The organism is Leclercia sp. G3L (assembly GCF_021117075.1).
Taxonomy (GTDB): Bacteria; Pseudomonadota; Gammaproteobacteria; order Enterobacterales; family Enterobacteriaceae; genus Enterobacter; species Enterobacter adecarboxylatus_C.
The window spans coordinates 1,363,076-1,384,690 of record NZ_CP088265.1 but is presented as its reverse complement, the minus strand read 5'-3'; the positions used below and the strand labels follow the sequence as shown (position 1 = coordinate 1,384,690).

The window sequence follows — 21,615 nt, the reverse complement described above, 5'->3', positions numbered from 1 at the left end:
AAGCTCTCTCTGTAAGCGTTTCATTATACGGCGTAAGACTGCCTGATGCTGTATTTTTGTTAAATTAGCGTGAAGATTCACGGCTTCTTCTGTGTATGGCCATTATAATCAGCTTAGCGATCCCGCCAGGGTTTTGATATGCTTGCCGGCATAACAAGCGGAAAAGAGTCATTATGCAGGCCTGGTATTTACTGTATTGCAAACGCGGACAACTTCAGCGTGCTCAGGAACATCTGGAACGCCAGGCAGTGAACTGTCTGACGCCAGCGATCACGCTGGAAAAAATGGTCCGTGGTAAACGCACAACCGTCAGTGAACCGCTGTTCCCTAACTACCTGTTTGTTGAATTCGACCCCGAAGTGATCCACACCACCACCATCAATGCGACGCGCGGTGTCAGCCACTTCGTACGCTTTGGCGCGCACCCGGCTACAGTACCCTCTTCCGTGATCCACCAGCTCTCGGTCTACAAACAGCCTGAAGGCATTACCGATCCCGATACCCCCTTCTCCGGCGACGATGTGGTGATCACCGAAGGGGCCTTTGAAGGGCTGGTAGCCATTTTCGCTGAGCCGGACGGTGAAGCCCGCTCCATGCTGCTGCTGAACTTACTGAATAAAGAAGTGAAGCAGAGCGTAAAAAATACCAGCTTCCGCAAAGTTTAAAAGTCGACGCCAAACAGACGACGTACGTTGTCATCCGTCTGCGCTGCCAGCCACTGCGCCTCTTCGCCGCGCCAGTGGGCGACCCGTTCCATGATATGTCCCAGATAAGCCGGTTCATTGCGTCGCGATGCCGGTTTTGGACGGAGATCGCGCGGCAGCAGATAAGGTGCATCAGTCTCAACCAACAGGCGTTCGGCAGGAATAACCGGCAGCAGCTCGCGCAGCTCCAGCCCGCGCCGTTCATCGCAGACCCAGCCGGTGATCCCCAGATACAAACCGCGATCCAGACAGGCTATCGCCTCCTCGCGCGTGCCGGTAAAACAGTGCAGCACCGCCCCGGGCAGTTTATCCAGCCAGGGATCCAGCAGCGCCAGAAAACGGTCATGAGCGTCGCGGCAGTGCATAAACACCGGCATGCCCAGCTCCGCGGCTAATGCCAGCTGGGCACTAAAGGCATGCTCCTGCTCGGCGGGAGTAGAGAAGTTGCGATTAAAGTCGAGACCACACTCACCGATAGCCACCACCTCAGGGGATGCGGCTAAAGCCCGGAGTGCGCTGGCACTTTCCGCCGTCCAGTGGCTGCTGTCGTGCGGATGGACGCCCGCCGTTGACCAGCAGCGGTCGTAGCGCTGCGCCAGCTGTCGCGCCTGTTCACTTTCGTGCAGGTTGGTGCCCGTCAGCAGTAAGCCGTTGACCCCGGCGGCGATGGCCCTTGCCACCACCTCGTCACGATCCTGGGCAAACTGCGGGCTGGTCAGATTCAGACCGATATCAAACATACTGGCTCCCATATGACAACCGCCCTGGCGGGCGGTTGGGGTTATTCTTCTGTTCCTTCGGACTCTTCGTCGTGATCTTCACGTCGCTTGCCGGTATAGAAGCGCGCGAAGAAGACACCGACTTCAAACAGGCAATACATCGGGATTGCCAGCAGGGTTTGCGAGAAGACATCCGGCGGCGTTAAAAGCATGCCCACTACAAAGGCGCCGACCAGAATGTAAGGCCGTTTTTTGCGTAATTCATCCGGGGTGGTGATCCCCATCCAGCAGAGCAGCACGATGGCAACCGGCACCTCAAACGCCACGCCGAAGGCCATAAACAGCGCCATTACGAAGCTGAGATAACTGGCAATATCGGTCGAGACCTGGACCCCTACCGGCGCGGTATTTGCCAGAAAGCCAAAGGCCAGCGGGAAGACCACGAAGTAGGCAAAGGCCATGCCGATATAAAACAGCAGCGAGCTGGAGACCAGCAGCGGGATCACCAGGCGGCGTTCATGCTTATACAGCGCGGGGGCAATAAAGGCCCAGACCTGATAGAGGATCACCGGCGCAGAGGCAATCAGCGACACCCAGAAGGTCAGCTTAATTGGCGTGAAGAAGGGCGATGCCACGTCGGTGGCGATCATGGTGGCCCCAAGCGGCATCTGCTTAATCAGGGGGGCAGAAACCACCTGATAGATATCGTTAGCAAAATAGACCAGGCATAAAAAAATGAGCAAAACCGCAATAATGCAGTTCAGCAGGCGTTTACGCAGCTCGATCAGGTGCGCAATCAGCGGTTGAGTTTCATCTACTGCCATGTTTACGCTTTATCACTCGACGAGAGGGACGCGTCAGCGGCGGGTGCAGGCTTTTTCTCTGCGGGCGCTGGCGTCGGTTCTTGTTTTGGGGTCACCGGCTCGGCTGGCGCCTGTTCGGGCGCAGTGGCCTGATGCTCAGCAGTGGCAGGCGTCACGCCTTCATGCTGCGCTTCGTTATCTTTGACCAGCGGGTTGCGAATGGTATTGGCTTCATCGCTCGCTTTTTCCGGATCGTTGACGCTGTAGGAGCGCTTCATAGATTCCGCCGCTTCGCGCAGTTCGTCCATCGAGGCTTTCAGTTCCGGCGTCAGGTTATCTATGCTCGCCTTTTCAACCTTTTTCAGGCTGTCCTGAAACTCCTGCAGCTTAAGCTCCTGCGCCAGCTCATTTTGCACCGTAGTCGCCAGCGATCGCAGCGCACGCACCCAGCCTGCAACCGTTTTTACTGCTACAGGCAGACGTTGTGGCCCCAGAACAATGAGACCAATCACGAAGACCAGCAGCAGTTCACTAAAACCGATATCGAACACGAATTACACCTGCTCGTTATCGTGGCGTTTAGCATTTTCCTTTTTGGCATCGTCTTGTTTATCAGCGATGGATTTAGCAGTGAAATCCGCATCCTGGCTGGATTTATCCTGCTTCTCGTCATCATCTTTGATCGCTTTTTTAAAGCCTTTGATGGACGCACCGAGATCGGAACCGATAGAACCGAGTTTTTTGGTACCGAACAGCAGCACGACGATGACGGCAATGATCAACAATTGCCAGATACTGATACCACCCATACATCTTCCCCAGTTATAGATGAATAATTAATCAGGCCGCATTATACGTTATGCGGCCCTGGTATAGCGACGCAATTCAGCGCGTTTTGCGCCATCCGGCTAGCCAGACAACCACGCCGCCCGCCATCAACCAGGCAGGCATGAGCTCCCACTCAGGACGATTGATCAGCAGCAGCGTGCCGCTTAACAACAGTGTCGCCCCAATGCCAAACAGATACCGGGACTGCCCCTGACGCACATGGTTGGTTTGCAACTCGCGGGCAATTTTATCCACGCTGTGTTGCAAGTTTTTGCTCTGACGCAAACTGTCATACACCAGTTCAGGAATTTCAGGCATTTTTTCAATCCAGAACGGCGCTTTCTCTTTCAGGGAGCGCACCAGCGCCGGAAGACCCACCTGGTCCTTGATCCACGACTCAAGGAAGGGTTTTGCCGTTTTCCATAAGTCTAACTGAGGATAAAGCTGTCGCCCCACCCCTTCAACGTAAAGTAATGTTTTCTGAAGTAAAACTAACTGGGGCTGTACTTCCATATTGAAGCGGCGGGCGGTATTGAACAGGTTCAGCAGCACATGGCCGAACGAGATCTCAGCCAGCGGCTTCTCGAAAATAGGCTCACAGACCGTACGAATGGCGAACTCAAACTCTTCTACGTTGGTATCCGGCGGAACCCAGCCGGAATCGACGTGCAGCTCGGCCACTTTACGATAATCGCGGTTAAAGAAGGCGATAAAGTTCTCGGCCAGATAGCGCTTATCTTCTTTGTTCAGCGAGCCGACGATACCGCAATCGATGCCGATATACTGCGGATCTTCAGGATGCTCGTAGCTGACGAAGATATTCCCCGGGTGCATGTCGGCGTGGAAGAAGCTGTCCCGGAACACCTGGGTGAAGAAGACCTGCACGCCACGCTCGGCCAGCAGCTTCATGTTGGTACCCTGCTTTTCCAGGGTTGCGACGTCCGAGACCGGGATCCCGTAGATGCGCTCCATCACCATCATGTCCTGGCTGCAATAGTCGGAATAGACTTCCGGCACATACAGCATCGGGCTGTTTTCAAAGTTACGGCGCAGCTGAATGGCGTTCGCCGATTCCCGCAGCAGGTTCAGCTCATCAATCAGCGTCTTTTCATATTCGCGCACCACTTCCATCGGGCGCAGGCGGCGGCCGTCAGGCAGCAGACGCGGCACCCAGCGGGCCAGGCGGTAGATGAGTTTCATATCGGCTCGGATGATCGGCAGAATGTCCGGGCGGATCACCTTGATGACCACCTCTTTGCCATTCTCTTTCAGCCGTGCGGTGTGAACCTGCGCAATGGAGGCGGAAGCCAGCGGCTGGATGTCGAAATCATCGAACCAGGTTTCAACCGGGAGATCGCCCATCGCTTTTTCGATCTGCTGCTTTGCCAGCTTACCGTCGAACGGGGCAACTTTATCCTGCAGCAGCGCCAGCTGATCGGCGATCATTGGCGGGAACAGGTCACGACGGGTGGAGAGCATCTGGCCGAACTTGATCCAGACAGGCCCCAGCTCCTGAAGCGCCAAACGCAGTCGCTCACCAAGCAGTTTGTCCTGATGGCGATTTGGCATCCAGAATAGCGTTCGCCGCCAGATACGCAGCGGCAGTGTGATGCGCATTCGGGGGATAAGCTCGTCGAGCCCGTAACTTAAAAAGGTGCGGATGATAAAGTAGAGGCGCCGAATTTCACCAGGCGTCATTTGCCCTCCAGTTTTTCAAGCCGTTTTGTCAGTGCATCAACTGCACGCTCAACCGCGGCGGTCTCTTCTGCAAACCATGCCGCTTCCAGCGGCCCCGGCGCCATGCGCCACTCCTCGGTCAGCACTTCCGCGGCATAGCGCTGCTGGCGCTGAAACCCCTTCTTCAGCAACGAGGCACCGCCGCGTAGTACTTTACCAATCCCCTCAGCGGCAATATCGCCGGTCCAGGGGGCCAGCAGCTCTGCCGGGTCGAACTCGGCCAGATCGGCCAGCGCGACAAAGTTCTGCACCACCTGGATATCGCCTTGAACCTCCAGCTCGCCGCTGCGGATCAGGGCGGTAAGCTGCTGGCGATCGCGCAGTTTAGGCAGGGTGCTCATATGGGTGATGACGGAGCAGTCGGCCTCGCCTTCCCACTCCCCCAGCACGTCGAGCTGACGCTCGCTGAACACCAGCACCAGCGGAGTCGAAAACTCTTTTAATACTACCCGCAGCACTTTGCCGTTAAGACGCTGACGCGCCGTTTTTAGCGCGGGAGACCGGTACAGAAAGGTATTGAGTACGTTTTCCACACCGGCTGTGATCAAGGGTTTAAACGGCATTTGCCACCTCCACTCAGAACTTATAACCGCGATGCAGCGCGACAACGCCTGCCGTCATGTTGAAGTAATCAACATTGTCAAAGCCTGCATCCTGCATCATGGCTTTTAAGGTGTCCTGGTTTGGGTGCATACGGATGGATTCGGCCAGGTAGCGATAGCTGTCTGCATCGTTGGCAACCATTTCGCCAATGCGCGGCAGAATGTGGAACGAATAGGCGTCGTAGGCTTTGCTCAGCGGCTCAATAATCGGCTTCGAGAACTCCAGCACCAGCAGACGTCCACCCGGTTTCAGTACGCGGTACATGGAACGCAGCGCTTTCTCTTTATCGGTGACGTTACGCAGACCGAAAGAGATGGTAATGCAGTCAAAGGTGTTATCCGGGAAAGGCAGCGCTTCAGCGTTCGCCTGGACATATTCAACGTTGCCGACCACGCCAATATTGCGCAGTTTTTCACGACCCATTTTCAGCATGGAGTCGTTGATATCAGCCAGCACCACGCGGCCCGTTTCGCCCACCAGACGCGAGAATTTCGCTGTCAGGTCGCCGGTGCCGCCCGCCAGATCCAGCACGGTTTGTCCACGACGCACGCCGCTACAGTCAATAGTGAAGCGCTTCCACAAGCGATGAATGCCGAATGACATCAGGTCATTCATTACATCGTACTTCGCCGCCACGGAATGGAATACGTGGGCCACCATGTCAGCTTTCTGCGCTTTAGCGACAGTCTGAAAGCCAAAGTGCGTTGTGTCTTGTGAATCTTCAACCATCTCAGAGCCTGCTTATCAGTCAAATGTTTGAGAAGTGTAACAGATTGGGCGCATTTGCCCTACGATTCAACCACCCCGGGAATAACGCTCCAGGGGGTCTGCCGACGCCTGCGCGCCTGCTAAGGTGTTGTTTGTATTTTGAACGGGCTCATCACTGCGCAGCCGGTACTCTTCATCCTGCGACGTGGCCTGTTCAACTAATTCCGGATTAATCTCGCGTTTTACTTCCACGCCCAGGCTGCGGAACGATTCGGCCTGAGCCAGCAGGTTACCCCGCCCGGAGGCCAGCTTTTTCATCGCCTGACGGTAGTTATCCTGGGCGCGATCCAGGCTCTGCCCGACCGACGACATGTCATCGACGAACAGGCGCATTTTGTCATACAGGCGGCTGGCGCGGTCGGCAATCTGCTGGGCATTGCGGCTCTGGTGCTCATAGCGCCACAGATTAGCAATGGTGCGCAGCGCCACCAGCAGCGTGGTGGGGCTGACCAGCATAATGTTGTTTTTCAGCGCCTCGGAGATCAGCTCCGGCTGGCGGTCCAGCGCCAGTAAAAAGGCCGGTTCAACCGGGATAAACATTAGCACGTAGTCGAGCGAACGCAGGCCGGGCAGCTGCTGATAGTCTTTGCGTCCCAGCAGACGGATATGGTTACGCACCGAGGCGATATGCTCCTGCAGCGCCGACTCGCGGGTGTAGTCATCTTCGGCGTTGAAGTAGCGCTCATAGGCCACCAGGGTCATTTTGGCATCGATGACCACGTCCTTATCCTGCGGCAGACGCACAATGACGTCGGGCTGCATTCGCGCGCGGCTCTCAGTTTCAATGCTGACCTGGGTTTGATATTCGTGGCCCTCGCGCAGGCCAGAGGCTTCCAGCACGCGGGTCAGGACGACTTCGCCCCAGTTACCCTGGGTTTTATTGTCGCCTTTCAGCGCCTTAGTGAGATTGATGGCCTCCTGCGCCATCTGGGCATTCAGCTGCTGGAGGTTGCGGATTTCATGGGCCAGCGTGTGGCGCTCCCGCGCCTCCTGACCGAAGCTGTCCTGCACCTGGCGACGAAAGCCGTCCAGCTGTTCGCGCAGGGGCGACAGCAGGCCGTTCAGGCTCTGGCGGTTTTGTTCATCGACGCGGCGGTTACTCTGCTCAAAGATGCGGTTGGCGAGGTTTTCGAACTGCTCGCTCAGGCGCTGTTCGCTGTTGATCATCTGGCGGATTTTGTCTTCCGCATGCAGCTGGGTGGACTCCAGCCGGGTAGTGACTTCGCGCAGGTCAGCTTCCAGCGAGGTGTTGATATCCCGCAGATTGCGCAGCTCGTTGTTGAGCAGCTCGCATTCGTCGCGCCAGTGCCCGCTCTGGGCTATGTTCTGTCTTAATGCACTGAGATCGGCCACCATCTCTTCGCGTTCGGCAAGCTGATCGGCCTTCTGCTGCGCATGCTGATAGCTGGCGAACAACCAGCCCACGCCGACGCTGACCAGCGCAATAACGGCATAAAAAAGGATGGAAATATCCACGACGCCCCCTGCATCAAGGTATGACCCGCACAAAATAGAATTGTGCTGTATAAACGTCCAGTTTGAAAAGGGTTTTCTGCGAGGCGCTACGCAAAGAAAAAGGCCGAGCAGGTCGGCCTTTGGCAAGGAAAAGGGGAAATTACAGCAGGCGGCGGGCCGCTTCCACCACGATTTTCACCGCGTGGCTTTCGGTCTGCTTCATGGTCTCGGCGTTAGGGATCTCTTGCTGGGTGCGGTTAACAATGACGCCCGCAACCATACCGGCACGCAGACCCTGGCTTGCGCACATGGTCAGCAGCGTGGCAGATTCCATTTCATAGTTCATCACGCCCATCGACTGCCACTCTTCCATCGAGCCTTTGAAACGGTTGACTACGCGACCGGAGAAGGTGTCGTAGCGCTCCTGGCCAGGATAGAACGTATCAGAGGAGGCGGTCACGCCAACGTGCGTGGTCGCGCCGACGGATTTCGCGGCTTCTACCAGCGCGGTGGTGCACTCGAAATCGGCCACTGCCGGGAACTCCATTGGCGCAAAGTGCAGGCTCGCGCCGTCCAGACGCACGGACGCGGTGGTAACCAGTACGTCGCCGACATTGATATGCGGCTGAATCGCACCGGTCGTACCGATACGCAGGAAAGTACGGATGCCCAGCTGCGCCAGCTCTTCAACGGCAATTGAGGTAGACGGGCCACCGATACCGGTAGAGCACACGATCACCGCTTTGCCATCCAGCTCTGCCCGCCAGGTCGTGAATTCGCGATGGGCTGCCAGCTTAACCGGCTTATCCATCAGCGCGGCGATCTTTTCCACACGCTCAGGATCGCCAGGGACGATAGCGAGCGTAGCCCCTTGTAAATCGTTTTTAGTGAGGCCGAGATGAAAAACATCAGACTTAGACATAGAAAACTCCTCTGTGGGTCAGTTTGTCAGCAGAAGCAAAGCGGTACTTTACCGGAGGAACCGGCCTTGTTTCGTGACAGACGTCACCATGAATAAAATTGATTGCAGTTAATTACCATGAAATAGTGATTAACATCACATTAACGAGTTATATCGTTATCTGTTGCACAAAAGATAGCCTGTTTCGGGCACTGTGGATTGTTAACCTGCGGACTATATTTACTTTTGCGCTAATTGGTACGGAGAATGCCATGACTGGAAAATCTGGATTTGCCCCTGCTGCTGACCTGCAAGCCTCAACCGTTGTCACTACCCCCGAAGAGGCGATTACCGCCGGGGAGACTTCGATTCCGACCCAGGGCGATAATATGCCCGCTTACCATGCCCGGCCCAAAAATGCGCAAGGGGCATTGCCAATCGTCATCGTGATTCAGGAAATTTTCGGCGTACATGAGCACATTCGCGATCTCTGCCGTCGCCTGGCGCTGGAAGGCTATCTGGCCGTCGCGCCTGAGCTCTATTTCCGTCAGGGCGACCCGAACGATTACAACGACATTCCCACCCTGTTCAGCAACCTGGTCACTAAAGTGCCGGATGCGCAGGTACTGGCGGATCTTGACCACGTCGCCAACTGGGCGGCGCGCAACGGGGGCGATCCCCATCGTCTGCTGGCAACCGGCTTCTGCTGGGGCGGCCGTATCAGCTGGCTGTATGCCGCGCACAACCCGCAGCTGAAAGCCGCCGTGGCGTGGTATGGCAAGCTGGTGGGCGAAAAGACGCTGAATTCACCGAAGCATCCGGTTGATATTGCAACCGATTTGAACGCGCCCGTCCTCGGGTTGTATGGCGCAGAAGATACCGGGATCCCGCTGGATACGGTAGAGACCATGCGTCATGCCCTGCGTGCGGCAAACGCAACGGCGGAGATTGTGGTTTACCCGGGAGCTGGACACGCTTTCAACGCTGATTATCGCCCGAGCTATCACGCGGAATCAGCCAAAGATGGCTGGCAGCGGATGCTGGCCTGGTTCCAACAATATGGTGGTAAAAAAGGTTAAGCGGCTCACATTTCGCTACGCAAAGTGACGCGACTGTTTGACTTTTAAACACAATCTGGACGATATAAAAACCACAGGCGTGTAACTACGATCCGTAGGCAAGACCTGAACCCCCTCTCCGTTTTCGAGCGGAGAGGGGGTTCAGGTCTTTTTTTTGCTCTGGAGACAGGGGCCAGAACATGAACCACTTGCAAACAGCGCTGGACATCATCGCCCAGGTCGGCGGTGCTGAGAATATCGAACATATCGAACACTGCTCCACCCGTTTACGGCTGAGCCTGTACGACAATGGCAAGGTCAACGAAGCGGCGCTGGCAAAGGTCGACGGCGTGCTGGGCGTGCGGGTGAACGTGCAGTGCCAGGTGATTATTGGTCACGAAGTGGTGCAGGTCTTTGAGGCGGTGCGCTCGCTGGTGGGGGCCCCTCAGGCGGGCGGACAACATACGCCTGTCAGAATCAGCCGTGGCGCGCAGGTTGTCGATTTCGTGATAAGCGTTTTTCAGCCGCTGGTGCCTGCCATTGCCGGTGGCGGCGTCCTGAAATCGCTGCTGCTGTTGCTGGACGTCATGGGCTGGCTCAGCCGGGACAGTTCGACCTACAAGGTACTGGATAATATCGGCTCCGCGCCGCTCTACTTCCTGCCGATCCTGGTGGCGATCACCACGGCGATGAAGCTGAAGGTGAACGTGCTGGTGGCCGTCTCGGCAGTTTCCGTGATGGTGCTGCCGGCGATGACCAAACAGCTGGCCGACGGGACGGCATTCATGTCGTTCGATCTGCGCAACGTCGCCTACGCCTCGCAGGTATTCCCGGCCATTCTGTGCGTGCTGTTTTACGCCCGGACGGAGAAGCTGTTCAACCGCTACTCCCCCGGCGCGCTGCGCATTTTTCTCTCGCCGATGCTCTCTCTGCTGGTGACGGTCCCCGTTACGCTGCTGATCCTGGGGCCGCTGGGCTACGAGCTGGGTGCCGGCCTGGCAACGGTGATTTTATGGCTCTACGGCAAACTCGGTTTTGTCGCCACCGGGCTGCTGGCCGCCGCCCTGCCCTTCATGGTCGCCGCCGGGATGCACAAGCCGATGCTGCCCTACGCCGTGGCCTCCATGAGCCAGTTCGGGCGCGAGATGCTCTATCTGCCCGCGTCGCTGGCGCACAACATTGCCGAGTCCGGCGCGTGCCTGGCGATTGCGCTTAAGAGTAAAGATAAAGTGCTGAAATCTACCGCCTTCTCCGCCGGGATCTCCGCCCTGTTCGGCATTACCGAACCGGCGCTGTATGGCGTTACGTTGCTGAATAAAAAGGCGCTTTACAGTGTGATCCTCGGCAGCATCGTGGGTGGGGCATTTATTGGCTGGATGGCGATTCAGGCCTTTGCCCTTGTCGGCCCTGGCCTTGCCAGTATCTCAATGTTTGTCTCTCCGGATAACCCGATGAACATCGTCTGGGCCTTCGCCGGGGCGGGGCTATCTTTTGCCGTCGCCTTTATCAGCGCCTTCGTGCTGTGGCGTGATAAAGCGGCTGAACACACCGACGCGCTGAGCCTCACCCGCCCGGTCGAAGGGCAGATCATCCCGCTTGAAAACGTTAACGATGACGTCTTCTCCCGCAAAATCATGGGCGACGGGATCGCTATTATTCCTTCCCAGGGCGTGCTGCGGGCCCCGGCGGATGGAACCATCGTGAACGTATTTGACAGCGGCCATGCGCTGAGCCTGCTCACCGACGCGGGCGTCGAGCTGATTTTCCATATCGGCATCGACACCATCCGGCTGCAGGGTGAAGGTTTCTCCCCACGGGTGGTGGAGGGCCAACATGTGAAGAGCGGCGACACGCTGATTGAATTTTCACTCGATACCATCACTTCCGCCGGGCTCGATCCGGTGGTGATGATGGTGGTGACGAACGGCGAACGCTTTTCGCTGACACCAGGTAATACCGACGATAAGAATCCAGACCCGCATATCATCATGACGCTTAAGGAGTCCGTGTAATGGAGAAATCCCTCCCGTTTCCGCAAGGTTTTTTATGGGGTGGCGCTATAGCCGCTAATCAGGCCGAAGGGGCATGGAATGTGGATGGCAAAGGGCCGTCCGTTGCTGACGCTATCACCTGGAAGCCCAACCTGTCCGTGAAGGATTACAGCGGCCATATGGCGCTGACGGACGAGAATATCCGCGACGCGTTTGAAGGTAAAAATGACGCGCTCTACCCGAAACGCCGCGGCATCGATTTTTATCACCACTATAAGGACGATATCGCCCTGTTTGCTGAGATGGGCTATACCGTGCTGCGGGTGTCGATCGCCTGGTCGCGTATCTTCCCGACCGGTGAAGACGCTGCGCCAAACGAGGCAGGATTGCAGTTTTATGAAGAGATGTTCCGCGAGCTGCGTCGCCACAACATCGAGCCGCTGGTGACCCTCTCTCACTACGAAATGCCGCTGGCCCTGAGCGAAAAGTACAACGGCTGGGTGCACCGCAACGTGGTGGATGCTTTTGTGCGCTTCAGCAACGTCTGTTTCGATCGCTATAAAGATCTGGTCCGCTACTGGCTGACGTTTAATGAGATCGACAGTATCCATCGCCACCCCTTTACCACGGCGGGCATCCGGGAAGAGAAAAGCGCACCGGGCAAAGCCCAGCAGGATATCTACCAGGGGCTGCATCACCAGTTTGTCGCCTCGGCGCTGGTGACGCGCGACTGCCACGCCAAAATCCCGGGCAGCCAGGTCGGGTGCATGCTGACCAAACTCACCACCTATCCGCACAGCTGCCGTCCCGAAGACGTGGAAGCGACGCTGAAGAAGAATCTGGAGAACTATTTCTACGCCGATGTGCAGGTGTTTGGCGAGTATCCGCCGCTGATCCTGCGCGATCTGGCGCGGCGGGATATCCAGATTGCGATGCAGGCCGACGATCAGCGCATCTTAAAGGATTATACAGTCGACTTCGTCTCCTTTAGCTACTACATGTCGATGACAGAATCGACCCAGCCGGACGTGGAGCGCATCCCGGGGAATACCGTTCTCGGGGTGAAAAACCCGTACCTGCCAGCATCCGAATGGGGCTGGCAGATTGACCCTGTCGGGCTGAAAATCTCCCTGCTGGAGCTGTATGACCGTTACCAGAAGCCGCTGTTTATCGTGGAGAATGGTCTTGGCGCGAAAGATGTCGTGGAAAACGGCGCGATCCAAGACAGCTACCGCATCGACTACTTCCGCGCCCACTTCGAGCAAACGTTGGCAGCTATAAATGAAGGGGTGGATGTGATGGGATTCACCACCTGGGGCTGCATCGACATTATCAGTGCGGGCACCTCGCAGATGTCCAAGCGCTACGGCTTTATCTATGTCGATCAGGACGATGAAGGCAAAGGCACGCTGAAGCGCCTGAAAAAAGACTCCTTCTGGTGGTACAAAAAAGTGATTGCCAGCAATGGCGCAGACATGAGCTAACCGGCCATGCCGCAGGAATAACCGTGATAACGATAAAAAAGTCGCTTAATAACAGCATGCTGCTGGTCGATAACGACCAGCGGGAGATGATTTTGTTCGGCAAGGGGATCGGCTTTGGGGCGAAACCCGGTACCCATATCGACCTGGCGCAGGTGGAGAAAGTGTTCCTGCCGCTGAGCGATCTCAAATCCCGCCATTTTTTATCCCTGACGGACACCATTCCTGCGGCGTTCTTCGACATTAGCCATGAAATTCTTATCCTCGCGCGCCGCCTGTGTGGGGATAAGCTCAATTCCGTATTGCTCTTTACCCTTGCGGAGCATCTGCACTTTGCGGTGGAGCGCAGCCGCAACGGGCAGACGATCCTCAATAAGCTGAGCTGGGAAGTGAAGCGTTACTATCCGCAGGAGTACAGTGTCGGTTTGCAGGCACGCGCCCAGGTGAATGAGAAGTTTGAGGTGGAATTACCCGAAGAAGAGGCGGTAAACATCGCCTTTCATCTGATCAACGCCAGCAGCCAGGACGACGACAGCACCGCCCACCAGCAGGTTGAGCTGGTCAACCGCATCGCCGATATCGTGCGCTATAAGCTGGGCAAGAGCATCGATACGCAGTCGGTTAACTATATGCGCTTTATCACCCATCTGCGTTATTTTGCCGAGCGGGTGCTGGCCGGGAAAATCGCCCTCAGCGAGACCGAGGATTTTTATCAGGAGCTGATGCGCCACCGCCCGGACGCGATGACCGTGGCGTGGGTGATCCGTGATTATGTGCAGGATAAATATCAGCTCACCCTGCCGAAAGATGAGCTGACGTGGTTGAGTATCCATATTAGCCGGCTGATGGATGGGCAGGCGTAAATCGCCCGGTGGCGGCTGCGCCTTACCGGGCCTACAAATGACATTTAATCGTGCTTCGGGGTTAACCTCTTCATCTTTTAATTTCGTGATCCTTCACAAAGTACAAACGCTTTAGGAAATTAACCATACTTTTATGGTTCCCTGTTTTGTATGCCGGGCGTACGCTGGATTTAATATCCATCGTTAAAACAGGAGGTTATAAGATGGCTATACCCGTCTATCTTTGGCTAACAGACTACGCAGGAAATCAAGTTAAAGGCTCTGTTGATATACGAGGAAGAGAAGGAAGCATTGAGATTATAGAGTTTATGCATTCTGTCGATCTTCCCACGGACAACCTTACAGGCAAAATTACCGGCAAACGTATCCATGGTGATTTTGCTTTAATTAAAGAAATCGATAGTTCATCGCCTTATCTTTATAAAGGCGTATCTACTGGTAAAACCTTTAAGCAAGCAGAACTTAAATTCTATCGTATAAATCATAATGGTCAGGAAGAAGAGTATTTCCGTATAACGATGGGAAATGTAAGGGTTAATGGAATAGAACCGTTAATGTTCGACATTAAAAACCCCACTTTTGAAAGGCACAATCATCTTGAAGCCTTTTATTTAGCTTATGAGATAATCACGTGGCACTATCTGGATGGGAATATTATTCATACAGACAGATGGGGTGCTGAGCAGGAGGCTGTAGTATGACGTGGGTTTATAAAGTAAGTTCGCACTCTTTTTATCTGGATGGCACTTATCAGTTTGATGCTCAGTATGCAGGGAGGCCTGGGTTTAAAAACGACTCGGCAAATGAATGCGTAAAAAACAAAGGCCCGTTACCAAGAGGAACTTATACAATAGGGCCTGCCTTCTATCACCCTAAAACCAAAGCATGGACGATGAGATTAACACCTTATGCCGGTATCGACATGTGTGGTCGGGATGGCTTCATGATACATGGTGAAAGTTCAGTTCACCCGGGAGAAGCATCTGATGACTGTATTATTCTGAACATATCCAGTCGAAAAATTATTGCCGCAAGCAGCGATAAAATATTAGTCGTGGAGGATTAAATGTTTAAAAAAACACTTCTCTGGATATTATTAATGGTTCCGTTGTTCTCAGAGGCACAGAACAAGGGGTGTGCTATTGTCGGTGCCTCAATGGAAACCACTTTATTTAATACTATCTCACGAGATTTGCAGATCGATACATCGACCATTCTGAGAAACAAAACGATTGTTAACGTTATCGATACCTCTTCCGTATCAAAACTGTACGCAAGATCGTTAGCTAAGATCGATTATGAAATTGCGATGGCACAGGGTAAAGCGACAATACCTGAAAGTGCTTACTTTGACAGTTATTATGAAAATCATACGCAATCGCTAATAGCCAAATACATTTATATTAATAAGGAGATGAAGAGAAATGTATTCATTGCTTCCGGCCTTATAAATAAAGATGAATGCTCTGTCAGGTTTAATGGCTATATTACGCTTTCAAGGGAATTTTAATTTCTCTGGAAGATTAACCCAGGCCGGGCAAGCGTCAGCGCCGCCCGGCAATCGTGCGCCGGGGTTAACCCTGGCGCAAATTCTGCGCCGCCTTAACCATGTTCGCCAGCGCGCTACGGGTCTCCGGCCAGCCGCGGGTTTTCAGGCCGCAGTCCGGGTTCACCCACAGGCGCTCTGCGGGGATACGCTGCGCCGCTTTCTGCAGCAGGGCTTCAATCCACTCCACGCTCGGGACGTTCGGGGAGTGAATGTCGTACACGCCCGGCCCGATCTCGTTCGGGTAGTCGAACTCTTCGAACGACTCCAGCAGCTCCATGTCTGAGCGCGAGGTCTCGATGGTGATCACGTCAGCATCCAGGGCGGCGATGGAGTCCATGATGTCGTTAAACTCGCAGTAACACATATGGGTATGGATCTGGGTGTCATCCTTCGCCACGGCGGCGTTGATACGGAAGGCTTCCACGCCCCACGCCAGGTAGGCATCCCAGTCGCTGCGACGCAGCGGCAAACCTTCGCGCAGCGCCGGTTCGTCGATCTGGATGATGCCAATGCCCGCCGCTTCCAGATCCGCCACTTCATCACGCAGCGCCAGGGCAATCTGTTTGGCGATGGTCTCACGGGTCACGTCTTCGCGCGGGAAGGACCAGCAAAGGATGGTCACCGGACCGGTCAGCATGCCTTTTACCGGCTTGTCGGTCAGAGACTGAGCATATTTCGCCCACTCCACGGTGATCGCTTCCGGACGGCTGACGTCGCCAATCACTACCGGCGGCTTCACGCAGCGGGAGCCGTAGCTCTGCACCCAGCCGTTCTGGGTAAAGACAAACCCATCGAGGTGTTCACCGAAGTACTCCACCATGTCGTTACGCTCGGCTTCACCGTGCACCAGCACGTCGAGTCCTAAACGCTCCTGCTCCACAATGGCCTGTTTGATGTGTTCGGCGATGCCGGTGCGGTAGTTGCCCGCATCCAGGTTGCCCTTTTTGAAGTCCAGACGCAGGCCGCGGATCTCGGTGGTCTGCGGGAAGGAACCGATGGTGGTGGTCGGCCAGGCCGGCAGGTTGAAACGGGCACGCTGGGCTTCGGCACGCACCTCATAGGCGCTCTGACGCTGGCTGTCCTGGGCAGTGATGGCCGCCAGACGTTTTTCCACGGCGGCATTGTGCACGCGCGTCGAGTGACGACGGGCCTGAATCGGCGCGCTCCATTCGGTAATGGCGGCGGTGTCACCCGTATTCAGCGCATCACGCAGCAACGCCAGCTCTTCGCATTTTTGCAGGGCGAAGGCGAACCAGCTCTTCACTTCCGCATCCAGGCGGGTCTCGACGCTCAGGTCGATTGGGCTGTGCAGCAGTGAACAAGAGGAGGCGACCCATAGCTCGCGCTTGCCTATAATACCTTTGATTTGGTTATATTTTTCTGTCAGGTCGGCGCGCCAGACGTTACGCCCGTTCACCAGTCCGGCAGAGAGCAGCCAGTTCGCAGGCAGACGGGTGTGCAGCTCGGCTACCTCATCTTTACCGTGAACCAGGTCTACGTGCAGACCCTGCACCGGCAGCGCGGTGATGGTGTCGAGGTTCGGCGTCACCCCTTCGAAATAGGTGGTCAGCAGCAGTTTTACCCGGCCCGCGAGCGCGTCGTACGCCGGTTTGAAAGCATTCAGCCATGCCTGCGGCAGCTCCAGCACCAGCGCCGGTTCGTCGATCTGCACCCACTCAACGCCGCGTTTTGCCAGCTCGCCCAGCACCTGCTGATACACCGGCAGGATGTCGTTCAGCAGGCTCAGGCGGTCAAACTGCTCGCCCTTCACTTTACCCAGCCACAGATACGTAACCGGGCCCAGCAGGACAGGTTTGACCTTGTGGCCCAGCGCCAGCGCTTCGTCCACCTCATCCAGCAGCTGGGTCCAGGTCAGTTTAAACTGCTGACCTTTAACGAACTCCGGCACCATGTAGTGATAGTTAGTGTTAAACCATTTGGTCATTTCCGCTGCCGCCGCGGGCTCGCCGGTCGGTGCGCGGCCACGGCCAATACGGAACAGGGTGTCGATATCCACCGATCCATCGCTGTTCTGATGACGAGCCGGCACGTTGCCAAGCAGCAGGCTGGTGGTCAGAACATGGTCGTACCAGGCAAAATCGCCCACCGGGAGCAGATCCACGCCAGCCTGCTTTTGCTGGTCCCAGTGACGGGCGCGCAGCTCGCGCCCTACCGCCAGCAGTTCTTCACGCGTGGCGTTGCCCGCCCAGTAGCTCTCTTGTGCCTTTTTTAGTTCGCGACGAAGGCCGACGCGTGGAAAACCGAGGGTGTGGTTACGAATTGTCATGGTATGCCCCTTATGGAATTTTCAGGATTTAGACGTCCAGATGTTTACACTTCCATATTGTAAAGGTACTGTATATTCCTCAAGCGCAAATTGCTCATGGCGAAGTGAAGGACTTTCATGATCGAGATAAAACACCTGAAAACGCTCCAGGCGTTGCGGAACTGCGGTTCTCTCGCGGCGGCGGCGGCCACGCTGCACCAGACGCAGTCCGCCCTTTCCCACCAGTTCAGCGATCTGGAACAACGCCTTGGCTTTCGTCTGTTCGTGCGTAAAAGTCAGCCGCTGCGCTTTACGCCGCAGGGCGAGATCCTGCTACAGCTGGCCAATCAGGTGCTGCCGCAGATCGCAAGCGCGCTGCAGGCCTGTCATGAGCCGGAGCAGACCAGGCTGCGCATCGCCATCGAGTGTCACAGCTGTATTCAGTGGCTGACCCCCGCGCTTGAGAACTTCCGCCAGAGGTGGCCGCAGGTGGAGATGGACTTTAAATCCGGCGTGACATTTGATCCGCAGCCCTCCCTGGTGCAGGGCGAGCTGGATCTGGTGATGACCTCGGACATTCTGCCGCGCAGCGGCCTGCACTATTCGCCCATGTTTGATTTTGAAGTGCGTCTGGTGCTGGCCCCGGACCATCCTCTGGCCGCCAGAGCGCGCATCACGCCGGAAGATCTGGCGACGGAAACGCTGCTGATCTACCCGGTTCAGCGCAGTCGTCTGGATATCTGGCGTCACTTCCTGCAGCCGGCGGGCATCAGCCCGCAGCTGAAAAGCGTGGATAACACCCTGCTGTTGATTCAGATGGTGGCGGCCAGAATGGGCATCGCGGCGCTGCCGCACTGGGTGGTGGAGAGTTTTGAACGCCAGGGTCTGGTGGTGACCAAAACCCTGGGCGAGGGATTGTGGAGCCGGTTGTACGCCGCCGTGCGCGATGGCGAGCAGCGTCAACCGGTTACCGAGGCCTTTATTCGCTCAGCGCGGAACCATGCTTGCGACCATCTACCGTTTGTCCGGAGCGCGGAGCGACCCAACGGCGATGTACCCACAGTGAAGCCAGGATCACCGTCCCCCCAATAATGAAGCTCGGCCAGTGCGGTTGTTCCTGCCAGATGGCGAGGTTCACCAGCAGGCCCGCAGGGACGTGGACGTTGTTCATGATCCCCAGCGTCCCGGCGTCCACCTGCGTGGCGCCGTAGTTCCACATGAAGTAACCCAGCCCGGATGCCACCACCCCCAGCCAGATCAGCACGCTCCACTGCAGCGCGGTGGTCGGCAGCTTCTGCGGATTACCCAGCATGAACCACGCCGCCACCGCTACTATCGCTGCCCCCATATAGAACCAGGCAAAAGCGTTGTGCTGCGGCATTGGCCGGGTCTCCATCAGGCGTTTATAGCCCACCATGCCAATCGCAAAGCTGATGTTGGCGAGCTGGACGAACATCAGTCCGGTCCAGAAATGATCGCTCACTTTGTCATAGCGAATGATCGCCGCACCCACTACCGCCAGCGCGGCGCTCAGCAGGTAGCCCCAGCGCAGCCGGCGCTTGCTCAGCAGATCGTAAATCAGGGTGATATAGAGCGGCGTCAGCACGGTAAACAGCAGGAATTCCGATACCGACAGATAAACGTAAGCCCGGAAGCTGAACAGATACATGATGCCAAGCTGCATCGCGCCCACCAACATATAGAGCAGGATAGTTTTCAGCGTTTGCCCGCGCGTACGCAGGAACGGCAGGAACACCAGCGCCGCCAGCCCGACGCGCATCAGCACCGAGAAGTAGCTGTCGACATGTCCGGCAAGATATTCACCGATCAGGCTAAAGGAGAAGGCCCACAGGATAGTGGTGATGATGAGTAGCGCCACAATGCTTGTCTCTCTGGAAGATGGACAGGCATTGTAGCGAACTCTTTGGTTGACAACTGAACGTTAAACAACCAAATGAAGATTATTCAAGGAACAGCTTACGCAGGTATTTTGGCACCGCGTTGTCACCGTTGGTGCCGATCACTTCCAGCTCCGGGTGCAGGTCTTTCAGGCGCTGGTGGGCGTTTTCCATGATGCAGCCTTTCCCCGCCATGGAGAGCATTTCAGCGTCGTTCATACCGTCGCCAAAGGCAATGCAGTCCTGCAGATCAAAGCCCAGACGTTTGGCAACCGCTTCCAGAGCATGACCCTTGGAGACGCCGCCCGCCATTACTTCCAGACAGGTAAGCGTGGAGAAGCTGACGTTAACCCGATCGCCCCAGCGGGCGTTGATCGCCTGCTCCAGCGGCAGCAGCGCTTCGTGGCTGTCAGTGGTGAAGAACACCTTGCTGATGCCTTCCGGCTCAAGCAGACCCGGTTCATACAGCGAATAGTTGAAGACCGCCTCTTTGAAGAAACGCATCTCGTCCGGGCGGTGACGGTTCATAAACCACTCATCATCGCGATAGACGTTGGTGATGATATCGGGGTTGTTATGCATGATCCCGAACAGATCGGTGGCGATGTCGCGATCGAGGTTATGGGTGAAGATCAGATTCCCGTCCAGATCGTGCACGCGGGCACCGTTGGAGGTGATCATGTAGGACTTGATCTCCAGATTATCGCGGATCTGCCCCACATCAACGTGGTGGCGGCCGGTGGCGAAGACGAAATTCACGCCACGGGCAGTCAGGAGTTTTAAGGTCTCTTTCGCGTAAGGCGATAAAGTGTGGTCGGGAGAGAGCAGCGTGCCATCTAAATCAGACGCGACAACCTGGTACATAGAAAAATTTAACCTCTGGTGAATATCAGTTATGCCTGCCGAAAAAGTCGACGATGGCGTTGAGTGCGACTGAGCGCATGGCGTCCTTTTCAAAAAGGATCTCATGGTACGCGCCGTTTATGACCAGCGGTTTACCCCCTTCGCAAGGGTGACCGGCTGCGGCTCGCAGTTCACAGAAGCGGTCGTGCATGCGGTTATCCACTACCCGCTCCTCTTCTGCCTGAAGGATAATTGTGGGGGTATCGTCCTGGCCGGCGCCCGCCATCGCCTCCTCACCTGCCAGAATGCCTTCGCGCACCCAGTGGTAAGTGGGACCACCGACGCGTAAACGCGGTTCATCCGCATAAAAGCGCAGGTTGCGGCGATAACGCTGCCGACTGTGGGTTAACACGTTAATGGCAAACGGCAGTGCGCGCCAGCGCCCGGTGCCGATGGCGTAGCCTTCACGAATGCGCTGATGGCCCTCAGCCCAGTCGAGGATATGGCGTACCATCCAGTCCGGAAAACGCATGACGATGCCAAACATCGGGGCGCTCAGGGCAATGGCATCACACTGATGCTGCGGGTGGCGCTGTAAAAACAGCGTGGCGATCGCGCCGCCCATCGAGTGCGCCAGAATAAACCGTTTTCGCCAACGGCCGGGCTGCACTTCCTGCTGCCAGAAGGCGGCAAAATCATCGACGTAATCGCTGAAATGACTTACATGGCCGCGGTGCGTGTCGGACAGCATTCGTCCGGAGCGCCCCTGACCACGGTGGTCGATAATCAGCACGTCATAACCCAGCCGGAAGAGATCGTATGCCAGCTCGGCATACTTGACGTAACTTTCGATCCGTCCGGGACAAATTATTATCACCGAATCATGGGCTTCGGCCTGAAAACGAACAAAGCGCACAGGAACATCATCGACGCCTGTAAACCCGCCCTCTTCGCGCTGGCGCCAGAAATCGGTCAACGGCCCCATAGAGAAAGCGGCGAAAGCCTTTTCTCGCGTTTCCCAGTCCTTATTCTGCTGAAACATCGGGTTTACACCCCTGTAAGCCAAGGAATATCGTTTTTTCGTGACAGGTCGTAAAATGACGCAACATTAGCGTATTGTGGCATAAAAATAGACGATTCGGGAGCTT

Annotated in this window: 22 protein-coding genes; 9 read left to right on the top strand and 13 right to left on the bottom strand. The window is 56.0% G+C overall.

Going from position 1 to position 21,615, the window contains the following annotated elements:
* Positions 1-173: 173 nt before the first annotated feature.
* A complete protein-coding gene (gene rfaH / locus LRS40_RS07955; RefSeq protein ID WP_106995902.1) occupies positions 174-665 on the top strand; it encodes a transcription/translation regulatory transformer protein RfaH in 492 nt (163 codons plus the stop codon).
* Here the strand turns inward: rfaH and tatD are convergent.
* From tatD to udp, 9 genes are all read right to left on the bottom strand, one after another.
* Positions 662-1,444 (bottom strand): 3'-5' ssDNA/RNA exonuclease TatD, encoded by a 783-nt coding sequence (gene tatD / locus LRS40_RS07950; protein ID WP_231313461.1) that lies wholly within the window; start codon positions 1,442-1,444, stop codon positions 662-664. The two genes, rfaH and tatD, sit on opposite strands and share 4 nt — an antisense overlap.
* 41 nt (positions 1,445-1,485) lie before the next feature.
* A complete protein-coding gene (tatC, locus tag LRS40_RS07945; RefSeq protein WP_142487491.1) occupies positions 1,486-2,247 on the bottom strand; it encodes a Sec-independent protein translocase subunit TatC in 762 nt (253 codons plus the stop codon).
* Between the two features lie 2 nt (positions 2,248-2,249).
* Entirely contained in the window at positions 2,250-2,777 is a 528-nt protein-coding gene (gene tatB / locus LRS40_RS07940; protein ID WP_231313460.1) for a Sec-independent protein translocase protein TatB, read from the bottom strand.
* Positions 2,778-2,780: 3 nt separating this feature from the next.
* Complete coding sequence (gene tatA / locus LRS40_RS07935; RefSeq protein WP_032615095.1) at positions 2,781-3,035, bottom strand: Sec-independent protein translocase subunit TatA; 255 nt, start codon at positions 3,033-3,035, stop codon at positions 2,781-2,783.
* 76 nt (positions 3,036-3,111) lie between these two features.
* On the bottom strand, positions 3,112-4,752 hold the full coding sequence (ubiB, locus tag LRS40_RS07930) for a ubiquinone biosynthesis regulatory protein kinase UbiB (RefSeq protein WP_142487493.1): 1,641 nt from the start codon (positions 4,750-4,752) through the stop codon (positions 3,112-3,114).
* Positions 4,749-5,354, bottom strand: coding sequence for a ubiquinone biosynthesis protein UbiJ (ubiJ, locus tag LRS40_RS07925; RefSeq protein WP_142487494.1), 606 nt, complete (start codon positions 5,352-5,354; stop codon positions 4,749-4,751). Before ubiJ ends, ubiB begins: the two co-directional genes overlap by 4 nt.
* 13 nt (positions 5,355-5,367) lie before the next feature.
* A complete protein-coding gene (ubiE, locus tag LRS40_RS07920; RefSeq protein ID WP_032615102.1) occupies positions 5,368-6,123 on the bottom strand; it encodes a bifunctional demethylmenaquinone methyltransferase/2-methoxy-6-polyprenyl-1,4-benzoquinol methylase UbiE in 756 nt (251 codons plus the stop codon).
* Positions 6,124-6,189: 66 nt separating this feature from the next.
* Positions 6,190-7,638 (bottom strand): DNA recombination protein RmuC, encoded by a 1,449-nt coding sequence (rmuC, locus tag LRS40_RS07915; RefSeq protein ID WP_142487495.1) that lies wholly within the window; start codon positions 7,636-7,638, stop codon positions 6,190-6,192.
* A gap of 139 nt (positions 7,639-7,777) precedes the next feature.
* The gene (gene udp / locus LRS40_RS07910) at positions 7,778-8,539 is read right to left on the bottom strand and encodes a uridine phosphorylase (protein ID WP_106995909.1); all 762 of its coding nucleotides are present in this window, start codon (positions 8,537-8,539) and stop codon (positions 7,778-7,780) included.
* 251 nt (positions 8,540-8,790) lie between these two features.
* On the opposite strand from udp, the gene LRS40_RS07905 reads away from it, so the two are divergent.
* The 7 genes from LRS40_RS07905 to LRS40_RS07875 all read left to right on the top strand — a co-directional run bounded on the left by LRS40_RS07905 (position 8,791) and on the right by LRS40_RS07875 (position 15,421).
* The gene (locus LRS40_RS07905; RefSeq protein ID WP_231313459.1) at positions 8,791-9,597 is read left to right on the top strand and encodes a dienelactone hydrolase family protein; all 807 of its coding nucleotides are present in this window, start codon (positions 8,791-8,793) and stop codon (positions 9,595-9,597) included.
* Positions 9,598-9,776: 179 nt separating this feature from the next.
* Positions 9,777-11,588 carry a beta-glucoside-specific PTS transporter subunit IIABC gene (locus tag LRS40_RS07900; protein WP_156264845.1) on the top strand — a complete coding sequence of 604 codons (1,812 nt, stop codon included), beginning with the start codon at positions 9,777-9,779 and terminating at the stop codon, positions 11,586-11,588.
* The gene (locus LRS40_RS07895) at positions 11,588-13,051 is read left to right on the top strand and encodes a glycoside hydrolase family 1 protein (RefSeq protein ID WP_231313458.1); all 1,464 of its coding nucleotides are present in this window, start codon (positions 11,588-11,590) and stop codon (positions 13,049-13,051) included. The genes LRS40_RS07900 and LRS40_RS07895 overlap by 1 nt, the downstream gene beginning before the upstream one ends.
* A 23-nt stretch (positions 13,052-13,074) precedes the next feature.
* Positions 13,075-13,911, top strand: coding sequence for a PRD domain-containing protein (locus LRS40_RS07890; RefSeq protein ID WP_231313457.1), 837 nt, complete (start codon positions 13,075-13,077; stop codon positions 13,909-13,911).
* A 203-nt stretch (positions 13,912-14,114) separates the two neighbouring features.
* Entirely contained in the window at positions 14,115-14,612 is a 498-nt protein-coding gene (locus tag LRS40_RS07885) for a type VI secretion system tube protein TssD (RefSeq protein WP_231313456.1), read from the top strand.
* Positions 14,609-14,977: a tlde1 domain-containing protein gene (locus LRS40_RS07880; protein ID WP_231313455.1), complete on the top strand. Its 369-nt coding sequence runs from the start codon at positions 14,609-14,611 to the stop codon at positions 14,975-14,977. The genes LRS40_RS07885 and LRS40_RS07880 overlap by 4 nt, the downstream gene beginning before the upstream one ends.
* 33 nt (positions 14,978-15,010) lie before the next feature.
* Complete coding sequence (locus tag LRS40_RS07875) at positions 15,011-15,421, top strand: Shiga toxin A subunit (RefSeq protein WP_370649960.1); 411 nt, start codon at positions 15,011-15,013, stop codon at positions 15,419-15,421.
* 64 nt (positions 15,422-15,485) lie between these two features.
* Here LRS40_RS07875 and metE read toward each other — a convergent pair whose 3' ends face one another.
* Complete coding sequence (metE, locus tag LRS40_RS07870; RefSeq protein ID WP_231313453.1) at positions 15,486-17,747, bottom strand: 5-methyltetrahydropteroyltriglutamate--homocysteine S-methyltransferase; 2,262 nt, start codon at positions 17,745-17,747, stop codon at positions 15,486-15,488.
* Between the two features lie 117 nt (positions 17,748-17,864).
* Between metE and metR the strand changes: the two genes are divergently transcribed.
* Complete coding sequence (metR, locus tag LRS40_RS07865) at positions 17,865-18,818, top strand: HTH-type transcriptional regulator MetR (RefSeq protein ID WP_142487501.1); 954 nt, start codon at positions 17,865-17,867, stop codon at positions 18,816-18,818.
* Here metR and LRS40_RS07860 read toward each other — a convergent pair.
* The 3 genes from LRS40_RS07860 to pldB all read right to left on the bottom strand — a co-directional run bounded on the left by LRS40_RS07860 (position 18,706) and on the right by pldB (position 21,509).
* The gene (locus LRS40_RS07860; protein WP_231313452.1) at positions 18,706-19,605 is read right to left on the bottom strand and encodes a carboxylate/amino acid/amine transporter; all 900 of its coding nucleotides are present in this window, start codon (positions 19,603-19,605) and stop codon (positions 18,706-18,708) included. The two genes, metR and LRS40_RS07860, sit on opposite strands and share 113 nt — an antisense overlap.
* 82 nt (positions 19,606-19,687) lie before the next feature.
* Positions 19,688-20,488, bottom strand: coding sequence for a sugar/pyridoxal phosphate phosphatase YigL (gene yigL, locus LRS40_RS07855; RefSeq protein ID WP_142487503.1), 801 nt, complete (start codon positions 20,486-20,488; stop codon positions 19,688-19,690).
* A gap of 25 nt (positions 20,489-20,513) precedes the next feature.
* Positions 20,514-21,509, bottom strand: a complete 996-nt coding sequence (pldB, locus tag LRS40_RS07850; RefSeq protein ID WP_231313451.1) for a lysophospholipase L2 — start codon at positions 21,507-21,509, stop codon at positions 20,514-20,516.
* Between the last annotated feature and the right edge of the window lie 106 nt (positions 21,510-21,615).

What these genes read in the sequence shown, in the direction of transcription:
- LRS40_RS07905 (WP_231313459.1), top strand. Translation starts at nt 8,791, where the DNA reads ATGACTGGAAAATCTGGATTTGCCCCTGCTGCTGACCTGCAAGCCTCA.
- ubiE (WP_032615102.1), bottom strand. Translation starts at nt 6,123, where the DNA reads ATGGTTGAAGATTCACAAGACACAACGCACTTTGGCTTTCAGACTGTC.
- yigL (WP_142487503.1), bottom strand. Translation starts at nt 20,488, where the DNA reads ATGTACCAGGTTGTCGCGTCTGATTTAGATGGCACGCTGCTCTCTCCC.
- LRS40_RS07875 (WP_370649960.1), top strand. Translation starts at nt 15,011, where the DNA reads ATGGTTCCGTTGTTCTCAGAGGCACAGAACAAGGGGTGTGCTATTGTC.
- tatC (WP_142487491.1), bottom strand. Translation starts at nt 2,247, where the DNA reads ATGGCAGTAGATGAAACTCAACCGCTGATTGCGCACCTGATCGAGCTG.
- LRS40_RS07895 (WP_231313458.1), top strand. Translation starts at nt 11,588, where the DNA reads ATGGAGAAATCCCTCCCGTTTCCGCAAGGTTTTTTATGGGGTGGCGCT.
- ubiB (WP_142487493.1), bottom strand. Translation starts at nt 4,752, where the DNA reads ATGACGCCTGGTGAAATTCGGCGCCTCTACTTTATCATCCGCACCTTT.
- tatA (WP_032615095.1), bottom strand. Translation starts at nt 3,035, where the DNA reads ATGGGTGGTATCAGTATCTGGCAATTGTTGATCATTGCCGTCATCGTC.
- LRS40_RS07880 (WP_231313455.1), top strand. Translation starts at nt 14,609, where the DNA reads ATGACGTGGGTTTATAAAGTAAGTTCGCACTCTTTTTATCTGGATGGC.
- rfaH (WP_106995902.1), top strand. Translation starts at nt 174, where the DNA reads ATGCAGGCCTGGTATTTACTGTATTGCAAACGCGGACAACTTCAGCGT.
- ubiJ (WP_142487494.1), bottom strand. Translation starts at nt 5,354, where the DNA reads ATGCCGTTTAAACCCTTGATCACAGCCGGTGTGGAAAACGTACTCAAT.
- LRS40_RS07900 (WP_156264845.1), top strand. Translation starts at nt 9,777, where the DNA reads ATGAACCACTTGCAAACAGCGCTGGACATCATCGCCCAGGTCGGCGGT.
- pldB (WP_231313451.1), bottom strand. Translation starts at nt 21,509, where the DNA reads ATGTTTCAGCAGAATAAGGACTGGGAAACGCGAGAAAAGGCTTTCGCC.
- LRS40_RS07885 (WP_231313456.1), top strand. Translation starts at nt 14,115, where the DNA reads ATGGCTATACCCGTCTATCTTTGGCTAACAGACTACGCAGGAAATCAA.
- metR (WP_142487501.1), top strand. Translation starts at nt 17,865, where the DNA reads ATGATCGAGATAAAACACCTGAAAACGCTCCAGGCGTTGCGGAACTGC.
- udp (WP_106995909.1), bottom strand. Translation starts at nt 8,539, where the DNA reads ATGTCTAAGTCTGATGTTTTTCATCTCGGCCTCACTAAAAACGATTTA.
- metE (WP_231313453.1), bottom strand. Translation starts at nt 17,747, where the DNA reads ATGACAATTCGTAACCACACCCTCGGTTTTCCACGCGTCGGCCTTCGT.
- tatD (WP_231313461.1), bottom strand. Translation starts at nt 1,444, where the DNA reads ATGTTTGATATCGGTCTGAATCTGACCAGCCCGCAGTTTGCCCAGGAT.